The 19358-nt window shown below is 59.7% G+C and carries 18 protein-coding genes; 7 read left to right on the top strand and 11 right to left on the bottom strand.

Going from position 1 to position 19358, the window contains the following annotated elements:
• Nucleotides 1–51 precede the first annotated feature (51 nt).
• From BLU63_RS24625 to BLU63_RS24610, 4 genes are all read right to left on the bottom strand, one after another.
• Nucleotides 52–1269: a mandelate racemase/muconate lactonizing enzyme family protein gene (locus BLU63_RS24625; RefSeq protein ID WP_083376477.1), complete on the bottom strand. Its 1218-nt coding sequence runs from the start codon at nt 1267–1269 to the stop codon at nt 52–54.
• A gap of 1 nt (nt 1270) precedes the next feature.
• A complete protein-coding gene (locus tag BLU63_RS24620; RefSeq protein WP_010455304.1) occupies nt 1271–2590 on the bottom strand; it encodes an MFS transporter in 1320 nt (439 codons plus the stop codon).
• Between the two features lie 84 nt (nt 2591–2674).
• Entirely contained in the window at nt 2675–4099 is a 1425-nt protein-coding gene (gene aldA / locus BLU63_RS24615) for an aldehyde dehydrogenase (protein ID WP_083377296.1), read from the bottom strand.
• Nucleotides 4100–4236: 137 nt separating this feature from the next.
• Nucleotides 4237–5169 (bottom strand): LysR substrate-binding domain-containing protein, encoded by a 933-nt coding sequence (locus BLU63_RS24610; RefSeq protein ID WP_010455308.1) that lies wholly within the window; start codon nt 5167–5169, stop codon nt 4237–4239.
• A gap of 185 nt (nt 5170–5354) precedes the next feature.
• On the opposite strand from BLU63_RS24610, the gene BLU63_RS24605 reads away from it, so the two are divergent.
• Complete coding sequence (locus BLU63_RS24605) at nt 5355–6533, top strand: hypothetical protein (protein WP_010455309.1); 1179 nt, start codon at nt 5355–5357, stop codon at nt 6531–6533.
• Nucleotides 6534–6746: 213 nt separating this feature from the next.
• Complete coding sequence (locus BLU63_RS24600; RefSeq protein WP_010455311.1) at nt 6747–7622, top strand: LysR substrate-binding domain-containing protein; 876 nt, start codon at nt 6747–6749, stop codon at nt 7620–7622.
• A gap of 63 nt (nt 7623–7685) precedes the next feature.
• On the opposite strand, the gene BLU63_RS24595 is transcribed toward BLU63_RS24600, so the two are convergent.
• The 4 genes from BLU63_RS24595 to fae form a co-directional block, all read right to left on the bottom strand.
• Nucleotides 7686–9050, bottom strand: coding sequence for an MFS transporter (locus BLU63_RS24595; protein WP_010455313.1), 1365 nt, complete (start codon nt 9048–9050; stop codon nt 7686–7688).
• 90 nt (nt 9051–9140) lie between these two features.
• A complete protein-coding gene (locus tag BLU63_RS24590) occupies nt 9141–10574 on the bottom strand; it encodes an NAD-dependent succinate-semialdehyde dehydrogenase (RefSeq protein WP_083376476.1) in 1434 nt (477 codons plus the stop codon).
• Entirely contained in the window at nt 10571–11605 is a 1035-nt protein-coding gene (locus BLU63_RS24585) for an aldo/keto reductase (RefSeq protein ID WP_083376475.1), read from the bottom strand. Before BLU63_RS24585 ends, BLU63_RS24590 begins: the two co-directional genes overlap by 4 nt.
• A 10-nt stretch (nt 11606–11615) precedes the next feature.
• Nucleotides 11616–12128: a formaldehyde-activating enzyme gene (gene fae / locus BLU63_RS24580; protein ID WP_010455319.1), complete on the bottom strand. Its 513-nt coding sequence runs from the start codon at nt 12126–12128 to the stop codon at nt 11616–11618.
• 292 nt (nt 12129–12420) lie between these two features.
• Between fae and BLU63_RS24575 the strand changes: the two genes are divergently transcribed.
• Nucleotides 12421–13362, top strand: a complete 942-nt coding sequence (locus BLU63_RS24575; RefSeq protein ID WP_083376474.1) for a class I SAM-dependent methyltransferase — start codon at nt 12421–12423, stop codon at nt 13360–13362.
• A gap of 137 nt (nt 13363–13499) precedes the next feature.
• On the opposite strand, the gene BLU63_RS24570 is transcribed toward BLU63_RS24575, so the two are convergent.
• On the bottom strand, nt 13500–14273 hold the full coding sequence (locus BLU63_RS24570; RefSeq protein WP_010455323.1) for a helix-turn-helix transcriptional regulator: 774 nt from the start codon (nt 14271–14273) through the stop codon (nt 13500–13502).
• Between the two features lie 111 nt (nt 14274–14384).
• Between BLU63_RS24570 and BLU63_RS24565 the strand changes: the two genes are divergently transcribed.
• On the top strand, nt 14385–15488 hold the full coding sequence (locus tag BLU63_RS24565) for an extracellular solute-binding protein (RefSeq protein WP_083376473.1): 1104 nt from the start codon (nt 14385–14387) through the stop codon (nt 15486–15488).
• Nucleotides 15489–15553: 65 nt separating this feature from the next.
• Entirely contained in the window at nt 15554–16681 is a 1128-nt protein-coding gene (locus BLU63_RS24560; RefSeq protein WP_083376472.1) for a DmpA family aminopeptidase, read from the top strand.
• A gap of 48 nt (nt 16682–16729) precedes the next feature.
• Here BLU63_RS24560 and BLU63_RS24555 read toward each other — a convergent pair whose 3' ends face one another.
• A complete protein-coding gene (locus BLU63_RS24555) occupies nt 16730–17182 on the bottom strand; it encodes a cupin domain-containing protein (RefSeq protein ID WP_083376471.1) in 453 nt (150 codons plus the stop codon).
• 145 nt (nt 17183–17327) lie between these two features.
• A complete protein-coding gene (locus tag BLU63_RS24550; RefSeq protein WP_010455332.1) occupies nt 17328–17777 on the bottom strand; it encodes a winged helix-turn-helix transcriptional regulator in 450 nt (149 codons plus the stop codon).
• A gap of 207 nt (nt 17778–17984) precedes the next feature.
• Here BLU63_RS24550 and BLU63_RS24545 point away from each other — a divergent pair, with 207 nt between their 5' ends.
• Together BLU63_RS24545 and BLU63_RS24540 are read left to right on the top strand one after the other, a co-directional pair.
• Nucleotides 17985–18767: an SDR family NAD(P)-dependent oxidoreductase gene (locus BLU63_RS24545; protein WP_083376470.1), complete on the top strand. Its 783-nt coding sequence runs from the start codon at nt 17985–17987 to the stop codon at nt 18765–18767.
• A gap of 171 nt (nt 18768–18938) precedes the next feature.
• A complete protein-coding gene (locus BLU63_RS24540; protein ID WP_010455335.1) occupies nt 18939–19358 on the top strand; it encodes an organic hydroperoxide resistance protein in 420 nt (139 codons plus the stop codon).

Raw genomic sequence — 19358 nt, 5'->3', positions numbered from 1 at the left:
ACCGCGTAAGTCGTTTTACAAAAAGCCGCCCGTCATGGGCGGCAAATCCCGTCAGCCGCGGGCTGGCGATATGTCTTTGACGTCAGCCGGCATCGGCGCCATTTGCAGGTGCAGGCGCTCACCGGTGTAGGGCGAATGCTTGCGCACCACGTCCATGTTCAACTCCACGCCCAGGCCTGGTTCGGTGGACGGAATGATGTAGCCGTCCTCCCATTGCAGCGGCTTGGTCAAGACCTCGGCGTGGAAACCGCCCCAGGTCATGATGCTTTCCTGAATCAGGAAATTCGGCGTACAGGTCGCCAACTGGAAACTGGCGGCGGCACCGATCGGTCCGTTGTAGAGGTGTGGAGCGATTTGGGCGTAATAAGCCTCGGCCATGCTGGCGATTTTTTTCGCTTCCAGCAGACCGCCGCAACGGGCGACGTTCATCTGCAGGATCGAGGCGCCCCCGGCCTGCAGCAGCTTGAAGAATTCGTACTTGGTGGTCAGGCGTTCGCCAGTGGCAATCGGGATGCTGGTCTTGGCCGCGACTTGTGCCATGGCGGCTTCCTGACCTGGCGGCACCGGTTCTTCGAACCACAGCGGATCGTATTTTTCCAGACGTTTGGCCAGGCGAATCGCCGAGGACGGCACCATTTGTCCGTGGGTGCCAAACAGCAGGTCGCACTTGTCGCCCACCGCTTCGCGGATCTTGCGGCAGAAGGTTTCGCAGCGTTCCAGCACTTCCAGGGAAATCTGGTGCCCGGAGTACGCGGTGTAGGGCCCGGCGGGGTCAAACTTCACGGCGGTGAAGCCTTTGTTCATGTTCTCGATGGCGCACTCGGCGGCCAGGTCCGGGTCGTCGTAGTCGTACTCACCTTGGCTGTTGACCGGGTACAAGTAGGTGTAGGAACGCAGGCGTTCGTTGACCTTGCCGCCGAGCAATTCGTACACCGGCTTGTTGGCGGCTTTACCGATGATGTCCCAGCACGCCATCTCCAGGCCGCTGACCACGCCCATCATGGTCAGGTCCGGTCGCTGGGTGAAACCACTCGAGTACGCCTGGCGGAAAAAGCGTTCGATGTGATGCGGGTCGTGGTTGAGCAGGTAGCGTTCGAACACGTCTTCGATGATCGGCAGCATGGCTTTGGGGCCGAAGGTCGCGGCGTAGATTTCACCGACGCCTTCGATGCCGCAATCAGTCTTGAGCTTGACGAACAACCAGTACATGCCGCCGACGTGCGGTGGTGGTACGGCAACGATATGAGTTTCAAGGGCGACGATTTTCATCTCAGGCACCTGTCTTGATTGAAGATTTACGGTTAATACGAGCGCGCAAGGTCAGGGCCGCCAGGGTCCCGAGCAGGCCGACGAAAGCGATGTAGCCGAAATACAGCTTGTAACCAAAGGCGCCGGGGTAATGCTCGGTGAGGTAGCCGTTGATCAAGGGAATGAAGGCGTCGGGCAAGTACCCGACCACCGAGACAATGCCAATGGCCAGGCCGGTGATACGCAGCGGAACGTTGCAGGTGTCGAGAATCGCCCAGTACAGACCACGAATGGCGTAGGTCATCAAGCCGATGAAGATCACAGTGCCGACCAGCAGCCCCATGCTGTTGAGCGCCGGGAATACGATCAGACCGACCATCGCCAGCGTCGCGAGAAACAGCGCCACGATCAGTACCGAAATGTTCGAGAACCTGTCACCCAGCCAGCCTCCGCCGATGCCGCCGATAGGCCGCATCCACAGTTTGATGGTGGTGATGGTGCCGGCCATCACTGCGGTCATGCCGCCGCCTTGCAGGTAATCGGAGAAGCTGTAGGTCGCCCAGAAGATGTGATAGCCGCAGAACACGATGGCGGTGACCAGCCACAGCTCAGGAATTTTCACCAGGGTGGTCAGGTCGCTGAGCAGGTTGTACTTGCCCTTCTCCACCGCCGCCGTGTCTTCCATGGACTTTGGGTCCTTGATCAGTACCAGCACACAGCCGATGGCAATACAGGTGAAGGCATAGAGATAAACCACGTGCTTGAAGCCCTCGGCAGCTGACTCGCCACGGGTTTCGGTGGCGAAGGCAAACAGCCCGAGTGCGATGGTTGCCAGCAAGGCTTCGACCAGCCCGCGACCGCCATCGAGGATGCCGAAGAACCGGCCCTGTTCAGTGTGATGAGCGATCATCTTCACGCGCTTGAGCACCGAGGCCCAGAAGGTCAGGCCGGTGGTCAGGCCCCAGCATCCGAAAATGATCATCAAGCCTGTCATCGACGGCGCAGTGGAATACCAAAGGCCTAATACACCGGTGGCGACCAACGAGAAGAAAATCAGAAAACGTGGTGCGATTCGGTCGGCCAGCCAACCACTGGGCAAATAACTAAGGAGAAAGATCGTGCCCAGCATCGAATACAGATAACCCAGCTCGCTGTGGTTGATCTGGAACACGTCGAGCATGGTGGTCTGGTAGACCTGGCGCAGATACAGAATGGGATAGATCGCGCCGGCGGCCAGCACCAGGAGCATCAGTTGGACGTAACGACTTGCCTTGTCGCTGTGACTTTTTGAACCCGCGTTCGAACCCTGAACAGCGGCAGCAGTGGATGCATGCTTGGACATCTGGAAGACCTCGGGCAGCCCGGTGGTCCGGACGCCCCTGATAATTGTTTTTATAGGTGATGCGTGAGGCGTGTTGCAGGTGGATCAGTACTTCATGACCACAAGACGGGTCTGAGTGAATTCGAGCATGCCGTGCTTGCCGTCATCGCCGCCCAGACCGGAGCATTTCCAGCCGGCGTGGAAGCCCTGGTAAGGATCGGCCGGCGTGCGATTGACGTACAACTCGCCGGCTTCAATGGCGTTGGCGACTTTCATCGTGGTGCGGTAATTCTCGGTGTACAGCACCGAAGACAGGCCGAACTGATGGTCGTTGGCCATGGCCAGCGCTTCGTCGATGTCGCGGTACTTGAGGACCGGCAACACCGGGCCGAAGATTTCCTCTTGAACGATTTCCATGTCCTGGCGGCAGCCGCTGAGCAGCGTCGCCGGATAAAAATGACCGCTGCCTTGCGGGATAAAACCGCCTGTTTCCAGTACAGCACCGTCGGCGATGGCACGTTCGACCATCTGGTGGATGTTCTGCTGCGCACTGGCGCTGACCAATGGCCCCATCAAGCTGGCATCGGTCGCGCGATTGCCGGATTTCACCGCGCCCATTTTGGCTTTGAGCAGTACGAGGAATTCGTCATAAACGCTTTCCTGTACGTAAACCCGCTCTACGGCCGTGCATAACTGGCCACAGTGGGTGGTCTTGGAGGCGACGATTGCAGAAGCGGCGGCTTCCAGGTCGGCGTCGGCCTCAATGATCGCCGGCGTCTTGCCGCCCAGTTCCAGCGACGGCTTGGCAATGTTGGCCTTGCAGTAATCGAGCACGATGCGCCCGGCGTTGACGCTACCGGTCAGGGTGATCAGACCGACAACCTTGTGGGTGCATAAGACAGCGGCCGTGGCGTGATCCATGGTCAGGATATTCACCACACCGTCCGGCAGGCCGGATTGCTGCACCGCCTTGGCGATCTCGAATGCCGAGGTCGGGGTGTTGTTGCTCGGGCGCACGACCACGGTGTTGCCGGCAATCAGCGCCGGGGCGATTTTGCGCAGCAAGGTGTAGACCGGGTAGTTGAACGGAATCAGGCACGCGACCACGCCAATCGGTTCACGGTGCAGGAACAGGTTTTCGTTCGGGCTGTCGCTGGGAATGATCTCGCCTTCGATCCGGCGCGCCCACTCGGCGTGATAACGGGTGATCTGTGCGGCATAACGGGCTTCATTACTGGCGTCGGCGACACTCTTGCCGGATTCGGCAGCCAGGGCTTCACCGATGTGGTCGGCGCAGGCGTCAAGGGCGTCGGCCAACGAACGCAAGTGTTCGGCGCGCTCAATGCTGGTGAGTTTCCCCCAGGATTTCTGCGCGGCGGCGGCCGCGTTGACCGCAGCCGTGGTTTCATCGGCCGTGGCCGCCGAGACGTGCCCCACCAAGGCTTCGGTCGCCGGGTTGTACACCGCGATCAGCGCCTCGCTGGCAGGTTCGACAAAGTGACCGTTAACAAAATTTCGCTCGATTCGCATGTGCATCGCCCATCGTTGTTTTTATCCAGTGCTTGCAGTCTTGGCATCTGAATGGCGTTGAACAAACGATTTATTGAGCGATGTAACATGCTAAAAATGCAGGTTACTCCATAGACGAGTGAGTTTCCCTGCGGGAATCAGCTGGCGGCGGTCGACGGCTCGAGCTGCCTGTGCGCCAACCAGATCTCTTCCTGGAGCCACTGACTGAACACTTGTAATTGCGGCATCAGTGTTTGCTCCGGCCGAGTGACGAGCCAGTAGGATTGATGGCCGTCGACATGCACGTTGAGTACCTGGGTCAACTGCCCGCTGGCCAATTCCGAAGCAACCATGTGCCAGTCGGCGATGGTGATTCCCAGGCCGTCGATCGCCGCGCGGATCGCCAGGTCCAGCAGGTCGAATTCGTACCCGCCCTGGGTGTCGACACCGGTGATACGCGCGGCGTCCAGCCAATGTTTCCAGGTCAGGTAGCGTTGGTCTTCCCGGGCCAGTACATGCAGCAAGGTCAGGCGATTGAGGTCGATGCCCTGCCCGCTCCACTCCCGCGCATACAAGGACGGAGCACACACCGCGATATGGCGCTCCTGGATCAGCAGCGAACTGTCCAGGCCATCCCATTCGCCATCGCCGAACCGGATCGCGCAGTCCAGTGTGCTGGTTTCGGCCAGGCTGTCCTGCAAACGCGTGGTGATGCTTAATTCCAGTTCCGGATGCTTCTCGCGCAGACGCCCCAGACGCGGCATCAGCCAGCGATTGGTGAAGGTGGGAGGCGCGTTGATGTGCAGGCGATTGGAATGGGTTTTCTGCTGGATGCTGCGCACCGTCAGTTCGATTTTGTCGAAGGATTGATGCAGCGCCCGCAGCAAGATCCGACCGGCACTGGTCAGTTCGAGGTGATGGTGTCGCCGCTCCAGCAAACTCTCGTCGAGCTGTTCCTCCAGCTGACGCACCTGGCGGCTGACAGCGCTCTGGGTCACGTTCAACAGCTCGGCGGCGCGGGTGAAGCTGCCCGTGCTGCCGGCCACTTCAAAGGCTTTAAGCGCGTTGAGGCCGGGCATTTTGCGTTTCATGGAAAGGCACTCAATTAGGGTGACAAGACGCAAAGCATCCCATGCCCGCCGCGCATTGTCCTACAGGATTTTCTCAGTAACATGCATTTGGCGAAGGTTCTCTCACATTTTTTATCGTTTGTTCAACGCATCGCTCATCGCAAGACTGGCCGGCATCTCTAATAAAAATAACCGAGAGTGGCCCCATGCATTTCCCTGATTCCCTGCGCCTTAGTCCGTCTTTCCTTGCTTTGCTCTGCTCCTTTGCCGCCCCTGCCATGGCGGTACAGGTCACTGACAACCTCGACCTGGGCGGCGCGATTCGCGCCCGGTGGGATTACGACCCGGATCGCGACATTCAGAAGTTCGGCCTGGACACCGTGTTCCTCAGCGCCAAGTACAACTCCGACACCTGGATCGGCGAGGCTCAATACCGTTTCTACGGGCGCTCCTATCCCTATCAGTACACTAAAGACTATGGCGATATCCAATTCGCCAAACTTGCGTGGGTCGGCTACAAGTTCAACCCCGAGCAGCAAGTGCACGTGGGGCTGGACACCGTGCCATTCGGCTTGCAGCCGTACTTCGGCAGTACCTTCTACGAAACCCTGGGCAACGTTATCGGCCTGGAAGATGTACAACAGATCGGCGCCAGGTACATTCAGCAAAGCGGTGACTGGAACCTGCAGGCTGGCTACTACTTGCGCCCGGCATGGCAAGGCAAAGGCACCAGCAAAGGCGTGACATTCTCCAGCGTAGTGTCCGAGGCAGACAGCTACGTCGCCGACGGCAGCGATAACCAGGAACGCAACACCGTCGTGCTGCGAGTCGCCAAGGCACTGGACCTGGGGCCATGGAAATCCGAAGTCGGGCTCTCCGGTCTGACCTCGTCCCTGGAGAACAAAGACACTCACAATGACGGGCGCCGCAACGCAGTGGCCGTGCATTACCTGGGCAAGAACGGCCCCTGGGGCGTGCAGCTGCAAGCAGCGCGACAGCAGATGTCACCGCGCAATCCGGGGACCGATGAAGTGGTGACGCTGGGTGGTTATGACGGCACCTACAACGTTGCCAGTCGCGGCAATCTGTACGTGGCAGATGTGAGTTATGACGTGGCCGGCAAATACCTGTTCGATCAGGTCAGCGGCGTGAAGCTGTACGTCAACTACAGTGCCTTCGATAAATCCGCCGACGATTTCAAGACCTCGCAACGGGTGATCCTCGGAACTTCGTTCTCACTGAGCAAACTGTGGGTCGCGACGGAGTGGATCTACGGCAAGAACGACCCCTACATCGGAGGCAGCAGCTACACCCAGAGCCTGGGGGCGGGTGGTAGCGACCAGTGGGAAAACCAGCTGTATATGAACATCGGCTATTACTTCTGATCAGGCGTTTTCGGGCGTCTGAGGGCACCCTCGCCAGCCAGCTCGCGCCCACAAGGATCACCGAACCTGTGGGTGCGGGCTCGCCCGCGAAGACGCCCGTCCAGACAACACTTGCATCAGCCCCCTCCTGATAGTCAGATAGGCCGCTCAAACAATCCAAAAATAATAAACCGGCCCGACGTGACACCCGAGGCAGGTGCGGAGCCATCTCCCATGCGACAACTGCCCTCGCTCAACATGCTGCGCGTCTTCGAAGAGGTTGCGCGGCATCGCAGCTTCAGCCAGGCCGCGCTGGGGCTGAACGTCACCCAGGGTGCCGTCAGCCGCCAAATCAAACAACTCGAAGACTACCTCGGCGTAGCGCTCTTTATCCGCACGCCCCAGGGTTTGTCATTGACCGAAGCAGGCATCGCCCTCTCCCCCCACCTGACGGAAGCCTTCGATCATATCGAACGGGCCTTGCAAGCCGTGCGTGTACCCAACCTGCGCCAGCGTCTGCGCATTCTTGCCCCACCCACCTGGGCGACACGCTGGTTGTCGGCGCATCTGCGCGAATTCTGCCAGCGTTATCCGGACATCAGCCTGAGCGTGACCAATCAGACCGGCCACGACAACCTCGCGGACATCGATTGCCACATCCGCTTCGGCCTCGACACCGCCAGTCATTGCAGCAGTCAGTTACTGGTGATGGAACGGCACATCGCGGTGGCCAGCCCGGAGCTCTTCAGCGACGGGCAACCGCCGGACCTGCGCCAATTTCCATTGCTGCACATTTTGCACGACGGCAAGCGATTGAAGGTCTGGGAGAACTGGTTGGCGGCGATGGGACGGGACGATGTGGATGCCGCTCAGGGGCTGGAATTCAGCACCTTGGACCAGGTGATTCACACGGCATTGGCTGGCGGCGGGTTGGCGGTGATTGACCGGCAAATGATCGAGAAGGAACTGGCCCATGGCAGTTTGTTGCCGATCACCCCGGTGGAAGTGGTCGGGCCGTATGGGTATTGGCTGGATGTGGCGAACGACAAGCAAGGATTGTCGAAAGTACGGTTGTTCAGGCAGTGGCTGGAACGGGTCAGTAATCCCTGAGGCCATCGACGTTCCTTGTGGGAGCGAGCTTGCTCGTTCCCACATTGGGACTTTGACCGTCTGTTAAACCGGGGCAACTGCCTTCACTGCCACCGTTGCCCCACCCTCTACCGGACTCTGCGCCTTGCACGCCTGGCTCAGCGTCAACGATTTAGTCTCCGGCGCCCAAGCCCAGGACAGCAACGCACCCAGCGCCAGAATCGCCGCCAGAATGCCCATCGTCGGGCTCAGGCCAATCCCCGCTACGCTCACCGGCAACAGGAACGTACTCACTGCCGAGCCCAAACGGCTGACCGCGGTCGCCAGGCCAATCCCGCTGGCCCGCACTTCGGTGGGAAAGCTCTCGGCCGGGAACACGCCCACCAGGTTGCTGACCGCGGACAACACCAGGGTAAACAAGCCAAACACCAACACCATCAAGAACGCAGCGCTACTCGGCAACACCGCCAACCCGAACAACGCAACGGCCAGAATAATGAACGAGTTGATCAGGAACCCCCGGCGGGAGAATTTGATCGTGCACCAGATCCCGATCAGCGCACCGAGGATCAGCAGCATGTTCAGCATCAGTTCGGTGCCAAAACCTTCGGCCAGGCCCATTTTCTGCAGAATCGACGGCAGAAAGGTGTAAATGGCGAAGTACGGCATCACGATGCAGACGAAGAACAGGCAATTGAACGCGGTGCGTTTGCGGTATTCACGGCTGAACAGCACGGCGTAGCCGGAACGGGTTTCGGTGGATCGGGTTTCGTCGAGTTCAATGTTGTCGCCCAAGTGCTTCTTGACGATCGCTCGTGCCTCGGCGATTCGGCCCTGATTCACCAACCAGCGCGGCGACTCTGGCGTGCCAATGCGGGCAATTAGGATCAACGCTGCCGGAATGGCCGACGAAGCCAGCATCCAGCGCCAGGCATCGTCGCCCAGGCTGAGCATGGCGGTGCCGACGAATGTCGCAGCGACGTATCCGAAGGTCCAGATCACGCTGAATGATCCCAGCAGCACACCGCGATGTTTCTTCGGTGCAAACTCGGCCAACATGGCGTGACCGACGCTGAAATCACCGCCCAACCCGATGCCGATCAACACTCGGCAGAGAAATAACCCCATCGCCGTTTCCGCATAGAACTGCATCAAAGAAGCGAGGGTGATCAGCACGAAGCTGACCAGGAAGATTTTCTGCCGCCCCACTTTGTCGGAAATCCAGCCGAAAAACAGACTACCGAGAAACAGCCCGATCAAGGCCGAAGCACCGATCAACCCTTGCCAGAACGCATCAAGCTGCATCTGTGGACTGAGCAATGTGAATGCAATACCGATCAGGCCAAGGATGTAGCCATCGGTAAAGTGCGCGCCGAAGGTCAGGCCGGCGATTTTCAGGTGAAAGCGCCCGATGGGCAGGTCGTCGATTTTTGTTGGTTGAACGGACATGTGCGTCTCCCATTGTTGTTATTGACGGAGAAATGAAACCGTTAACTTGTGTGGGCGCGAGCCCGCTCGCGCCCACAGGAGTTTGAGACCTTAAAGGCCACCCATCAGCAGGTATTTGATTTCCAGGTAGTCATCCAGACCGTACTTCGAACCCTCACGCCCCAGGCCCGATTCCTTGATGCCACCGAACGGCGCCACTTCCGTGGAAATGATCCCTTCGTTGATTCCGACCATGCCGGCTTCCAGGCCTTCGGCCATGCGCCAGACGCGGCCGATATCGCGGCTGTAGAAATAAGCCGACAAGCCGTAGGGCGTGTCGTTGGCCTTTTGCAGCACTTCGGCTTCGTCCTTGAAGCGGAAGCACGCCGCCACCGGCCCGAAGGTCTCGTCCTGGGCGATGAGCATGTCGCTGTTGGCTTCGGCGAGGATGGTCGGCTCATAAAATGTGCCTCCGAGCGCGTGGCGACGGCCACCGCACAACAGCTGGGCGCCCTTCTCCAAGGCATCGCCGACATGCAGTTCGACCTTCGCCAGCGCCGCAGCGTTGATCAACGGACCTTGTTCGGTTTCACCATCCAGTGCGCTGCCAACGCGCATGGCCGCCACGGCTTCGGCGAGTTTGCCGGTGAAGGCTTCGTACACGCCGTCCTGAATGAAGAAGCGGTTCACGCAGACGCAGGTTTGCCCGGTGTTGCGAAATTTCGAGGCCATGGCGCCTTTCACGGCCGCGTTCAGGTCGGCGTCGTCGAAGACAATGAACGGCGCGTTGCCACCCAGTTCCAGAGAGACTTTTTTCAGGGTGTCGGCGGCCTGGCGCATCAGCAGTTTGCCGGTGCGGGTGGAGCCGGTGAAGGACAGCTTGCGCACAATGCCGGAGGCTTGCAGTGCCCCGCCAATCGCGACCGCGTCACCAGAAACAACGTTAAACACACCGGCCGGTATGCCCGCCTGCTCGGCCAATACGGCCAGGGCAAACGCCGACAAAGGCGTTTCTTCCGAGGGCTTGAGAATCATCGTGCAACCCGCCGCCAATGCCGGGCCGACTTTGCGGGTGACCATGGCCAGCGGGAAATTCCACGGGGTGATTGCCGCGACCACGCCAATGGCTTCCTTGACCACGATGATCCGCGCGTCTGCCTTGTGGCTCGGTATAACGTCGCCATAGGCGCGCTTGGCTTCTTCAGCGAACCACTCCAGAAAGCTTGCGGCGTAGACGACTTCGCCCATGGCTTCAGCCAGCGGTTTGCCCTGTTCGCGACTGAGCAACGTGGCCAGGTCCTTCTGGTTGCTCAACATCAACTCGCTCCAGCGCTTGAGCTTCTGGCTGCGCTCCTTGGCGGTCAATTTGCGCCAGGCAGGCAAGGCACGATTGGCGGCGTCGATGGCCAGGCAAGTTTCCTCTGCTCCGGCTTTTTGTACGTCGGTGATTAACTCCCCGTTCGCCGGGTTGAAAACCGGGTAAGTCGGACCATCGCTGGACCACTGGCCGTCGATGTAATTGCCGTTACGGATCAGTGCGCTCATGCCACAGCCTCGGTCAGATTGAAGCGTTCCAGACCTGGACGGGCCGAACGCAAGATGCGCTTGCCGGCGGTGTAATCGTTGATCACGTCGCACGGGGTGTAGTTGCGTTCCAGTTCCTGCAGTTCTTCGGCGTCAAGCCTGGTCTCCAACGCCGCCAGGGCACTGTCGAACTGTTCAGTGGTGTCGGCGCCCACGAGCATGCAATCCACGCCCGGATGGTTGGCGACCCAGGCCTGCGCGATCTGGGCGTTGGATACACCACGAGCACGGGCCACACGTTGTACCGAATGCGCGATCTGGAACGAGGCTTCGTCGCTGTACATCTGTTGGGTAAAGAAGTCGGTCTGGTTGCGGGTCGATTGCACATCACCGGTCAACAACCCGCGAGCCAAAGGACTGAACACCGAGACGCCCAGGCCCTGATCGCGGCAGAACGGAATCATCTCGCGCTCTTCTTCGCGGTAAGCGCAATTGAGCTGCAGCTGCATGTTGATCGGCTTGACCCAACCATTGCGCTCGCAAGCCATGAGGATCTTTGCAAGTTGCCCGGTAAGCATGGTCGACACGCCGATGTAGCGGGCCTTGCCGGAACGCACGATGTCGTTCATGGCGCTCATGGTTTCTTCGACCGGGGTGTTCACATCGAAGTAATGCAGCATGAATACATCGACGTAATCCATGTTCAGACGCTTTAACGAGGCATCGATGCTGTCCATGATGTGCTTACGCGAATGACCGCTGGCGTTGATCCCGGTGCGGGTGCCGTAACCGACTTTGGTGGTGATCACCAGGTCTTCGCGACGGGCCAGGCGCTTGACGATACGCCCGACCACTTCCTCGCCGACACCGGCAGAATAGAAGTCGGCGAGGTCAATGAAATTCACGCCGTTGTCCAGCGCGTGCGCAACGATCGGCTCGCTTTTCTTCTCATCGAAGATCCACGGTTTCCAATCCGGGGTGCCCATGTTCATAGTGCCCAGGCACAGGCGGGAGACTTGCAGGCCAGAGTGGCCCAGACGAATGTATTGCATGGCGCGGACCTCAGGCTTTTGGCGTGTAGAAAGGGTTGCTGATGTGATTGACCACGTCCGCCAGTTGCGCGGTTTCCGGCTTGCCGGTCAGCGCGGCACGGATCGCCGTGCGGCAGGCGTTATAGTTGTTCAGGTAGACCGCATCCAGGTCATCACAGGCCGGGTTGACCCAGTTCGCGGTGACGATCGCCCACTCGTTTTCGGCCTCCGGTGGCAAGGTGCCGTCGAGCAGTGCTTCCAATACGGCCTTGGCAATCCCGGCCTGCGATGCACCCCATGTGGCGTTACCGTGCAAGTCGCTGTTGATCGCGGCTTTGTTGACGTAGAGGGTCATCGGTTTGACCGGAATATTGGGCTGCGCGATGACCATGAAGGGGCAATGTCCCTGGCTTGGCGACGCTAGGCTGTTGGCAAACGCCTGCCCCGCCGGCCCGTTGCGCGGACCGATCAGAATGTTGATGTGCGCGGCGTTGACGCCCGGACCTTCGAAACCTTCACCGATGTACAGATCGAGTTCTTTCATGGGGTTATTTACTCTTCAGAGATAGAGGTTGAGCACAGATGCACGCCGACCGTCGCGGCCGCGTGACAACAGGCGGGAATTGAAGAGCGCAGGACGTGACAATGAGGATGAGTCATGGGGGCAAACGCTCTTTTTGTTGTTGATGAGCTGTGTTTGCGATTTTTTAACACTGGCAGGTTGAGCGGCCGTAACCATTAAAAGTCATGAGGGCATGAGGTTTGGTAATACCCGGCAGAACTGCGGCGCAATTGTGTTTAAAATGCCGCCCCCACCCATTGCTGGCCCCTGCCCGATGAACGCTGACGCTCTCTCCCCCCTTCACGACCATTTGCTGACCGCCCTGGCCGATGCTCCCGCGGAAACCCGCCGGCTGTTCCATGGCCGGGGCCGGTGCTGGCCCGGGCTGGAGCAATTGACCGTCGACTGGCTGCAGGGGGTGGTGCTGGTGTCGCTGTTCAAGGAGCCTGAAGCGGCGCAGCTGGAAGCATTGAAGCGGTTGCTGATGACGATCACTGAATCGGCGCAGTGGCAACAATCAGGGGCGCACACCCTGTTGCTGCAACACCGCTACCTGCTGCAAAGCACCACCGAATGGCTGCTTGGGGAAGCGATCGAGGAATTGATCATCACCGAGGGTGGCCTGCGTTATCGGGTGGACCTGGGCCGCAAGCAGAACACCGGGTTGTTCCTCGACATGCGCTACGGCCGCGACTGGGTGCGGGCCAATGCCGCAGGCAAGCGCGTGTTGAATCTGTTCGCCTACACCTGCGGCTTTTCGGTCGCCGCCATCGAGGGAGGCGCCGAACACGTGGTCAACCTGGACATGTCGAGCCCGGCGCTGAACCGTGGTCGCGACAACCATCGGCTCAATGGCCATGACATGAGCAAGGTGAGTTTTCTCGGCCACGACTTGTTCAAGTCCTGGGGCAAGGTGATCGGCAAGGGCCCTTACGACCTGGTCATCATCGATCCACCGTCCTTTCAGAAAGGCAGTTTCCTGCTGACCAAGGATTACCAGCGCGTGCTGCGTCGGCTGCCGGAGTTACTCAGCCCCGAAGGGACGGTGCTGGCGTGCATGAACGATCCGGCGTTCGGCGCGGACTTCCTGATCGATGGCGTGATGCGTGAAGCGCCGGGCTTGCGGTTCGAGCGGCGGCTGGAGAATCCGCCGGAGTTTCCGGATGCTGATGTTGAATGCGGGTTGAAGGCGTTGGTGTTCACACTGAAGGACTGAGTGCTGCTGACTGTGGGAGCGACGATTCGACTTGCTCGCGATGGCGGTGGGTCAGTCGATATCTGTGTTGAATAATAAATCGCTATTGCGAGCAGGCTCGCTCCCACAGGGGGGCTGGTGTGAGGCTACTGCTTGGGTCAACGCGGCTGCAACACCAGCGCAAACAGCTCGCCGTGACCGTTCACATTGAGCTTGTGATAGAGGTTGCGTCGATGCACTTTCACCGTCTCCGGCGAGATGCCCATTTGCTGGGCAATGGCTTTGCTGGAGAAGCCTTGGAGAATCAGTCGAGCCGTTTCGACTTCGCGTACTGACAATCGCGCATCGAAGCGATCCAGCAAGGTGTCCAGATCGCCGGCCACGGCCTCGGCAGTCGTACCTTGCGGCGGCATCAATTGCTGGTGCCGGCGCATGGCGGACAGCACCCAATCGCGCACGCACAGCAACCGCCCTTGCTCTTCAAGCGTGAACCGCGTCGAGCGACCCAGCGATAAGCCGAGCACGGCGCCGTCGATGTTGACCATGAACTGCAGCTCGTCACCGCCGACCACCGAGCGGAAGTAGCTCAGGTAATACTCGCTCTGCTGAAACTGGTCGGGAGCCACCGAGTCGAGGCTGTGCAGGCCATCGGCAATGCCCGCGCAAGCCGCCTGGTAAAACGGATCGAGCAGGTACATGCCGGCGCTGTAGTCCGCCAGTTCTTCGTGTTCGGTGGCACCACCTTTTGAGTCGAAGTCGATCAGCAAGCGGGGCACTCGCCCCTCCCGCATCACCGCCACCAGTGCGTTGTCCAGCGGCACCAGCAGCCGCAGCGTGTCGACCAGCGCGCGCCAGAAACCGTCCTGACCCAACGCGCCAAATACCCGCGCCAGTCCTTGGTGCACCGGCAACTCTTTCAACAACGCGTCCACGCACTACCCCTTTCGAGTAACCCATGATGGGAATGGGTGTGTACCCCGCCTGCCGATACGCTGCAAGCACCTGTTCATCACCGGCCTGCAGCAGGCCAGGAGTGCCGCATCATGAGTCGTCACCGTCAACAGATCAATCTTGGACTGAGCGCCTGTATGTGCGTTTCGCTGTCGGCGGTCGCTGCCGAGGCACCCACGGTTCATGTCTACAACTGGTATGACTACATCGGCCCCACCACCCTGCACGACTTCAAGCGCGACACCGGAATCGAGCCGGTTTACGACACCTTTGACAGTGCCGAAGTGCTGGAAGGCAAACTGCTCACCAGCCGCAGCGGGTACGACGTGGTGGTGGCGAGTAACTTCAGCCTGCCGACCCTGATCAAGGCCGGCGCCCTGGCACCACTGCCTCGCGCACAGATGCCGGATTTCAAGAACATGGACACCGAGCTGCTGGCGAAACTGGCCAACAACGATCCGGGCAACCAGTACGCCGTGCCGTACCTGTGGGGCACCAACGGCATCGGCTACAACATCGACAAGGTCCGTGCCGCACTGGGTGACAAGGCGCCGGTGGATTCCTGGGACCTGGTGTTCAACGAAGAGAACCTGGCCAAACTCGGCCAGTGCGGGGTGGCGATGCTCGACTCGCCGTCGGAGATGTTGCCGGTCGCCCTGCACTACCTGGGCTTGCCGCCGAACAGCACTAGCCCCGAGGACTACAAAAAGGCCGAAGCACTGCTGCTCAAGCTGCGTCCGCACATTGCCTACTTCAACTCGTCGAAGTTCATCAGCGACCTGGCCAACGGCAACATCTGTGTGGCGGTGGGCTGGTCCGGCGCGATGCTCGAAGCCAAGACCAACGCCGAGCAGGCCAAGAATGGCGTGAAGATCGCTTATAGCCTGCCGAAGGAAGGTGCGCCGGTCTGGTTCGACACGCTGGTGTTGCTCAAGGACGCACCGCATCCAGAGCAAGGCCTGGCCTTCATCGACTACCTGATGCGCCCCGAAGTCATCGCCCCGGTCAGCGATCACCTGTCCTACCCCAACGGCAACCGCAGCGCGACACCGCTGGTGGCTGAATCGACCCGCAACAACCCCGCTGTTTATCCGTCGGCCGAAGCACTGGCGACGTTATTCACCCTTCAACCGTTGCCGCCGGCCATCGAGCGGGTGCGCACACGGATCTGGAGCAAGGTGAAGAACGGGCAGTAATTCAGGCTGCTACAGGGATCGCATCAGCCACGCATTTTTTGAATAAATTGAAGATGAGAGAACCGATGAAACCACGTGCCCGCGACTTGAACATCCAGTTCGGCCAACTGCAACCCGGCCCCCTCAACGCCATCACCGATGTGCCCGGCGTGCGCGTCGGCCACAGCGATGTCCGCGGACGGACCGCCAATGGCCGCGACATCTGCACCGGCGTGACCCTGATCGAACCGCGTGCCGGGTCCACCAATCAGCAACCGTGTTTTGCCGGCGTCCATGTGCTCAACGGCAACGGTGACGCCACGGGTCTTGAGTGGATTCGTGAAGCCGGCTTGCTGACCAGTCCGATCGCCTTCACCAACACCCACAGCCTGGGCGTGGTGCGTGATGCGCTGATTGCCCTGGATCGTCAGGCTCAGCCCGATGACGGACGACTTTACTGGAACATGCCGGTGGTGCTGGAGACCTTCGACGGCCTGCTCAGCGACATCAACGGTTTTCATGTGAAGCCTGAACATGTGGCCGAGGCCCAGCGCAATGCCGTCGGCGGACCGGTGACGGAAGGCGCGGTGGGCGGTGGCAGCGGGATGATCTGTCACGAATTCAAGGGGGGCATCGGCACGTCTTCGCGCCAATTGAGCAAGGCGCAGGGAGGCTGGACCGTCGGTGCGATCGTCCAGGCCAACCATGGCATTCGCAATGAACTGCGCGTCGACGGTTACCCGGTCGGTCGCTATATGGAACAGGCTGACTCACCGTTCCTCAGGGCATCGCTGCCTTATCCGGGCATGGGCTCGATCGTCGTTTGCCTGGCCACCGATGCGCCGCTGCTGCCGCATCAATGCACGCGCCTCGCACAGCGCGCCAGCCTCGGGCTTGCCCGCACCGGCGGCGGCAACGAAGACCACAGCGGCGACATTTTCATCGCCTTTGCCACCGGCAACCAACACGTGCCACCGGCCGCTTATGAAGGCAAAGGTGCCCCCACCTGCAACAACCTGAGCATGGTCAACAACGACCACATCAGCGAGTTGTTTTTGGCCGCGACTGAAGCGGTGGAGGAAGCGATCATCAACGCCGTGCTGGCGGCTGAAACGACGGAAGGTAACGGCCACACCGTACCGGGGCTGGACGCGAAAACACTGCTCAAGGCCCTGCGTCAGGCGGGTTGGCCGGGGGAAACAGTCGGGATCTGAATACGCTTTAACGAAGACGCCCGATGCAGTGCATCGGGCGGCTATCGCTTATTTTTCCAGGATCAACAGCGGCGTGTCTTTTTTCACCAGGTACGTCGCCAGCTCCGAAGCTTTGCCGTCACCGACGTTCTTCGCGACATGCGCAGTGCCTGCGGGGATGTACAAGGAGTCACCGGCCTTGAGCGTGACGGGCGCCCGCCCTTCGAGTTGATACTCAAACGTGCCCGAGATGACGTAGGCGACCTCCACCCCAGGATGAGAATGCTTGGGGGAAGTGACGCCCGGGTCGAAATCGACACGCACCTGAATCACCTCAACCTTGGAAATATCGAGGTCCTGGCGCACCAGGTCCGTGCGGTGCAGGCCTGTCTGCCAGCTTTTTGCCGGAGTGGCTTGCGCCGGCGCTTTGGCTTCTTCAGCCGCGAAAGCGTTGAGTGATACGGCGGCAGCCAGGGCGATGCCGAGCAGGCCTGCGGTGTGACGGGAGTTGATACGGGACATCGCAATTCTCCAATGAATGCCGCGGTTGCGGTGGCTTCATTACGAGGTCGCGGTGTATCGCGCAAGTGTCGAGAACAGCATGGTTTTGTATGCCCAGGTAACTACCGGCGCCGGGGATACGTTCGGATACAACCGCAGATGCGCGTCAGTGCGCTACGCCGAATCTGGTCACGATGTCTTCTGGCTTGAGCTGTCGCCCGTCCATTGAAACCAACTGCAATTTCTGGATTGGCTGACGATCCTGTGCGTCGACCATGACGGATCCCGCTTCGCCGGGTTCGTACAAAAACTCGTTGCCCCACTGCGACAAGGCAATCAGGACGGTTTGCAAAGCCCTGCCCTTTTCAGTCAGCACGTACTCCTTGTAGATGCTTCCATCAGCCGCCGGCTCCATCCGCATCACACCTTCTGCCACCAGGCCTTTGAGGCGGGTGCTCAGAATGTTTTTCGCGACATTCAGGCTTTTCTGAAAATCGCTGAAGCGTTTTGTGCCTGAGAGTGCATCGCGAATGATCAGCAAGGACCACCAATCGCCAATGAGGTCCAGGGATCGAGCGACCGGACACGGACTGCCCTGCAAGCTTTTGCGCTTCACGTAAACGAACCTCCACCAAAAGGGTGCCAACGCTGACGATAATTCGGTCAGATGGCAGGTGGTTGCATAATACAACCCATGCTGGTAAAAATCACTTCCATTGGTTTCATAATGAAACCGACAACCCGATTTCGAGTGATTCCCTGTGCCAGACGCACAGTGATTTCGCCCTCAATGGTTGCATGATAAAACCGTAGGAGATTCCCAATGAAACTGGCTGGAAAAACTGCATTCATCACCGGCGGCAACAGCGGCCTGGGCCTGGCCACCGCCAAACTGTTCATCGCAGAAGGCGCAAAAGTGGCGATCACCGGGCGCAGTCAAAAAACCCTGGATGAAGCCCGGGAGGCGTTGGGGCCAAACCTGCTGGCGATCCAGGCGGACCTGACCGACGTGAAAGAGATCGAGCGCGCCGTATCAGAAGCCGTCGCAGCATTCGGCAAGCTGGACATCGTGTTCGCCAATGCCGGTATCGCCGGACAGACCCCGGTTGGCGGCACTTCGCTGGAAACCTTCCAGACCATTATCCAGACCAACCTCACCGGCACTTTTTTCACCGTACAGGCAGCCGAACCGCACCTCAATCCGGGGGCTTCGATCATTTTGAACGGGTCGGTGCACGCTGTGATGGGATGGCCGGGTTACAGCGCCTACGCAGCAAGCAAGGGCGCCGTTCGTTCCATGACACGGGTGATGGCCGCAGAATTTGCGCCGCGCGGCATTCGCGTCAACCAGATTACCCCCGGAGCTGCACGCACACCGGTCTGGAACCCCCACACGGTGAAAGTGGGAATGGATGCGCTGGAGGAGAAACTGAACACCACAATCCCGCTCGGTCGCATTGGCGAAGCGGAAGAAGTGGCCACCGTCGCCTTGTTCCTCGCCTCCAGCGACTCTTCGAATGTCGTCGGTGCGGAGATTGTTGTCGACGGCGGTGCAACCAGTTCGCCATTGGGCGCACCGGCTCACCGAAAAAACTGGCAGGCGTAACGGGTTTGTATCGGCGTGTATGTTCGCTGACGATCTTACACAGCGATACACAACCAGCGGATCAGGACACATAGGCACTACATAAAGGTGGAACAGTGGGGGCTTCTCCCGTTCGTCCGTAACGCGGCGACATAAACGGTGAGGCCCCCAACCCTTTAGCAGGAACCCGTCATGATCAATGAAATCGACACCGTGCTGTATACCGGAAAGACCCACACCACTGGCGGCCGCGACGGCGAATCGAAGAGTTCGGATGGACGTCTGGACATCAAGCTTTCCCCGCCAGGCTCTTCAGGGGCTGGGACCAATCCCGAACAGCTATTGGCTGCAGGCTGGTCGGCCTGTTTCATCGGCGCGATCGGTAAAGCGGCTGCCGCGCTGAAGGTGACCTTGCCGAGCGGTGTCGCCGTTGATGCCGAAGTGGATCTGGGCAAGACCGACAACGCCTTTTTCCTCCAGGCACGCCTCAATGTCAGCCTTCCTGGTCTCGATCCTGTTGTCGCACGGGCGTTAGTCGATGCCGCCCATCAAACCTGCCCGTACTCCAAAGCGACCCGTGGCAACATCGACGTCACGCTTAATCTGGTTTAA

This window comes from Pseudomonas mandelii, assembly GCF_900106065.1.
Taxonomy (GTDB): domain Bacteria; phylum Pseudomonadota; class Gammaproteobacteria; order Pseudomonadales; family Pseudomonadaceae; genus Aquipseudomonas; species Aquipseudomonas mandelii.
The sequence above is the reverse complement of the archived record's forward strand: the minus strand, read 5'-3'. Positions and strand labels throughout refer to the sequence as shown.

Bases quoted from the DNA above. Each gene is read 5' to 3' on its own strand.
- BLU63_RS24625 (WP_083376477.1), bottom strand. From the start codon at position 1,269: ATGAAAATCGTCGCCCTTGAAACTCATATCGTTGCCGTACCACCACCG.
- BLU63_RS24620 (WP_010455304.1), bottom strand. From the start codon at position 2,590: ATGTCCAAGCATGCATCCACTGCTGCCGCTGTTCAGGGTTCGAACGCG.
- aldA (WP_083377296.1), bottom strand. From the start codon at position 4,099: ATGCGAATCGAGCGAAATTTTGTTAACGGTCACTTTGTCGAACCTGCC.
- BLU63_RS24610 (WP_010455308.1), bottom strand. From the start codon at position 5,169: ATGAAACGCAAAATGCCCGGCCTCAACGCGCTTAAAGCCTTTGAAGTG.
- BLU63_RS24605 (WP_010455309.1), top strand. From the start codon at position 5,355: ATGCATTTCCCTGATTCCCTGCGCCTTAGTCCGTCTTTCCTTGCTTTG.
- BLU63_RS24600 (WP_010455311.1), top strand. From the start codon at position 6,747: ATGCGACAACTGCCCTCGCTCAACATGCTGCGCGTCTTCGAAGAGGTT.
- BLU63_RS24595 (WP_010455313.1), bottom strand. From the start codon at position 9,050: ATGTCCGTTCAACCAACAAAAATCGACGACCTGCCCATCGGGCGCTTT.
- BLU63_RS24590 (WP_083376476.1), bottom strand. From the start codon at position 10,574: ATGAGCGCACTGATCCGTAACGGCAATTACATCGACGGCCAGTGGTCC.
- BLU63_RS24585 (WP_083376475.1), bottom strand. From the start codon at position 11,605: ATGCAATACATTCGTCTGGGCCACTCTGGCCTGCAAGTCTCCCGCCTG.
- fae (WP_010455319.1), bottom strand. From the start codon at position 12,128: ATGAAAGAACTCGATCTGTACATCGGTGAAGGTTTCGAAGGTCCGGGC.
- BLU63_RS24575 (WP_083376474.1), top strand. From the start codon at position 12,421: ATGAACGCTGACGCTCTCTCCCCCCTTCACGACCATTTGCTGACCGCC.
- BLU63_RS24565 (WP_083376473.1), top strand. From the start codon at position 14,385: ATGAGTCGTCACCGTCAACAGATCAATCTTGGACTGAGCGCCTGTATG.
- BLU63_RS24560 (WP_083376472.1), top strand. From the start codon at position 15,554: ATGAAACCACGTGCCCGCGACTTGAACATCCAGTTCGGCCAACTGCAA.
- BLU63_RS24555 (WP_083376471.1), bottom strand. From the start codon at position 17,182: ATGTCCCGTATCAACTCCCGTCACACCGCAGGCCTGCTCGGCATCGCC.
- BLU63_RS24545 (WP_083376470.1), top strand. From the start codon at position 17,985: ATGAAACTGGCTGGAAAAACTGCATTCATCACCGGCGGCAACAGCGGC.
- BLU63_RS24540 (WP_010455335.1), top strand. From the start codon at position 18,939: ATGATCAATGAAATCGACACCGTGCTGTATACCGGAAAGACCCACACC.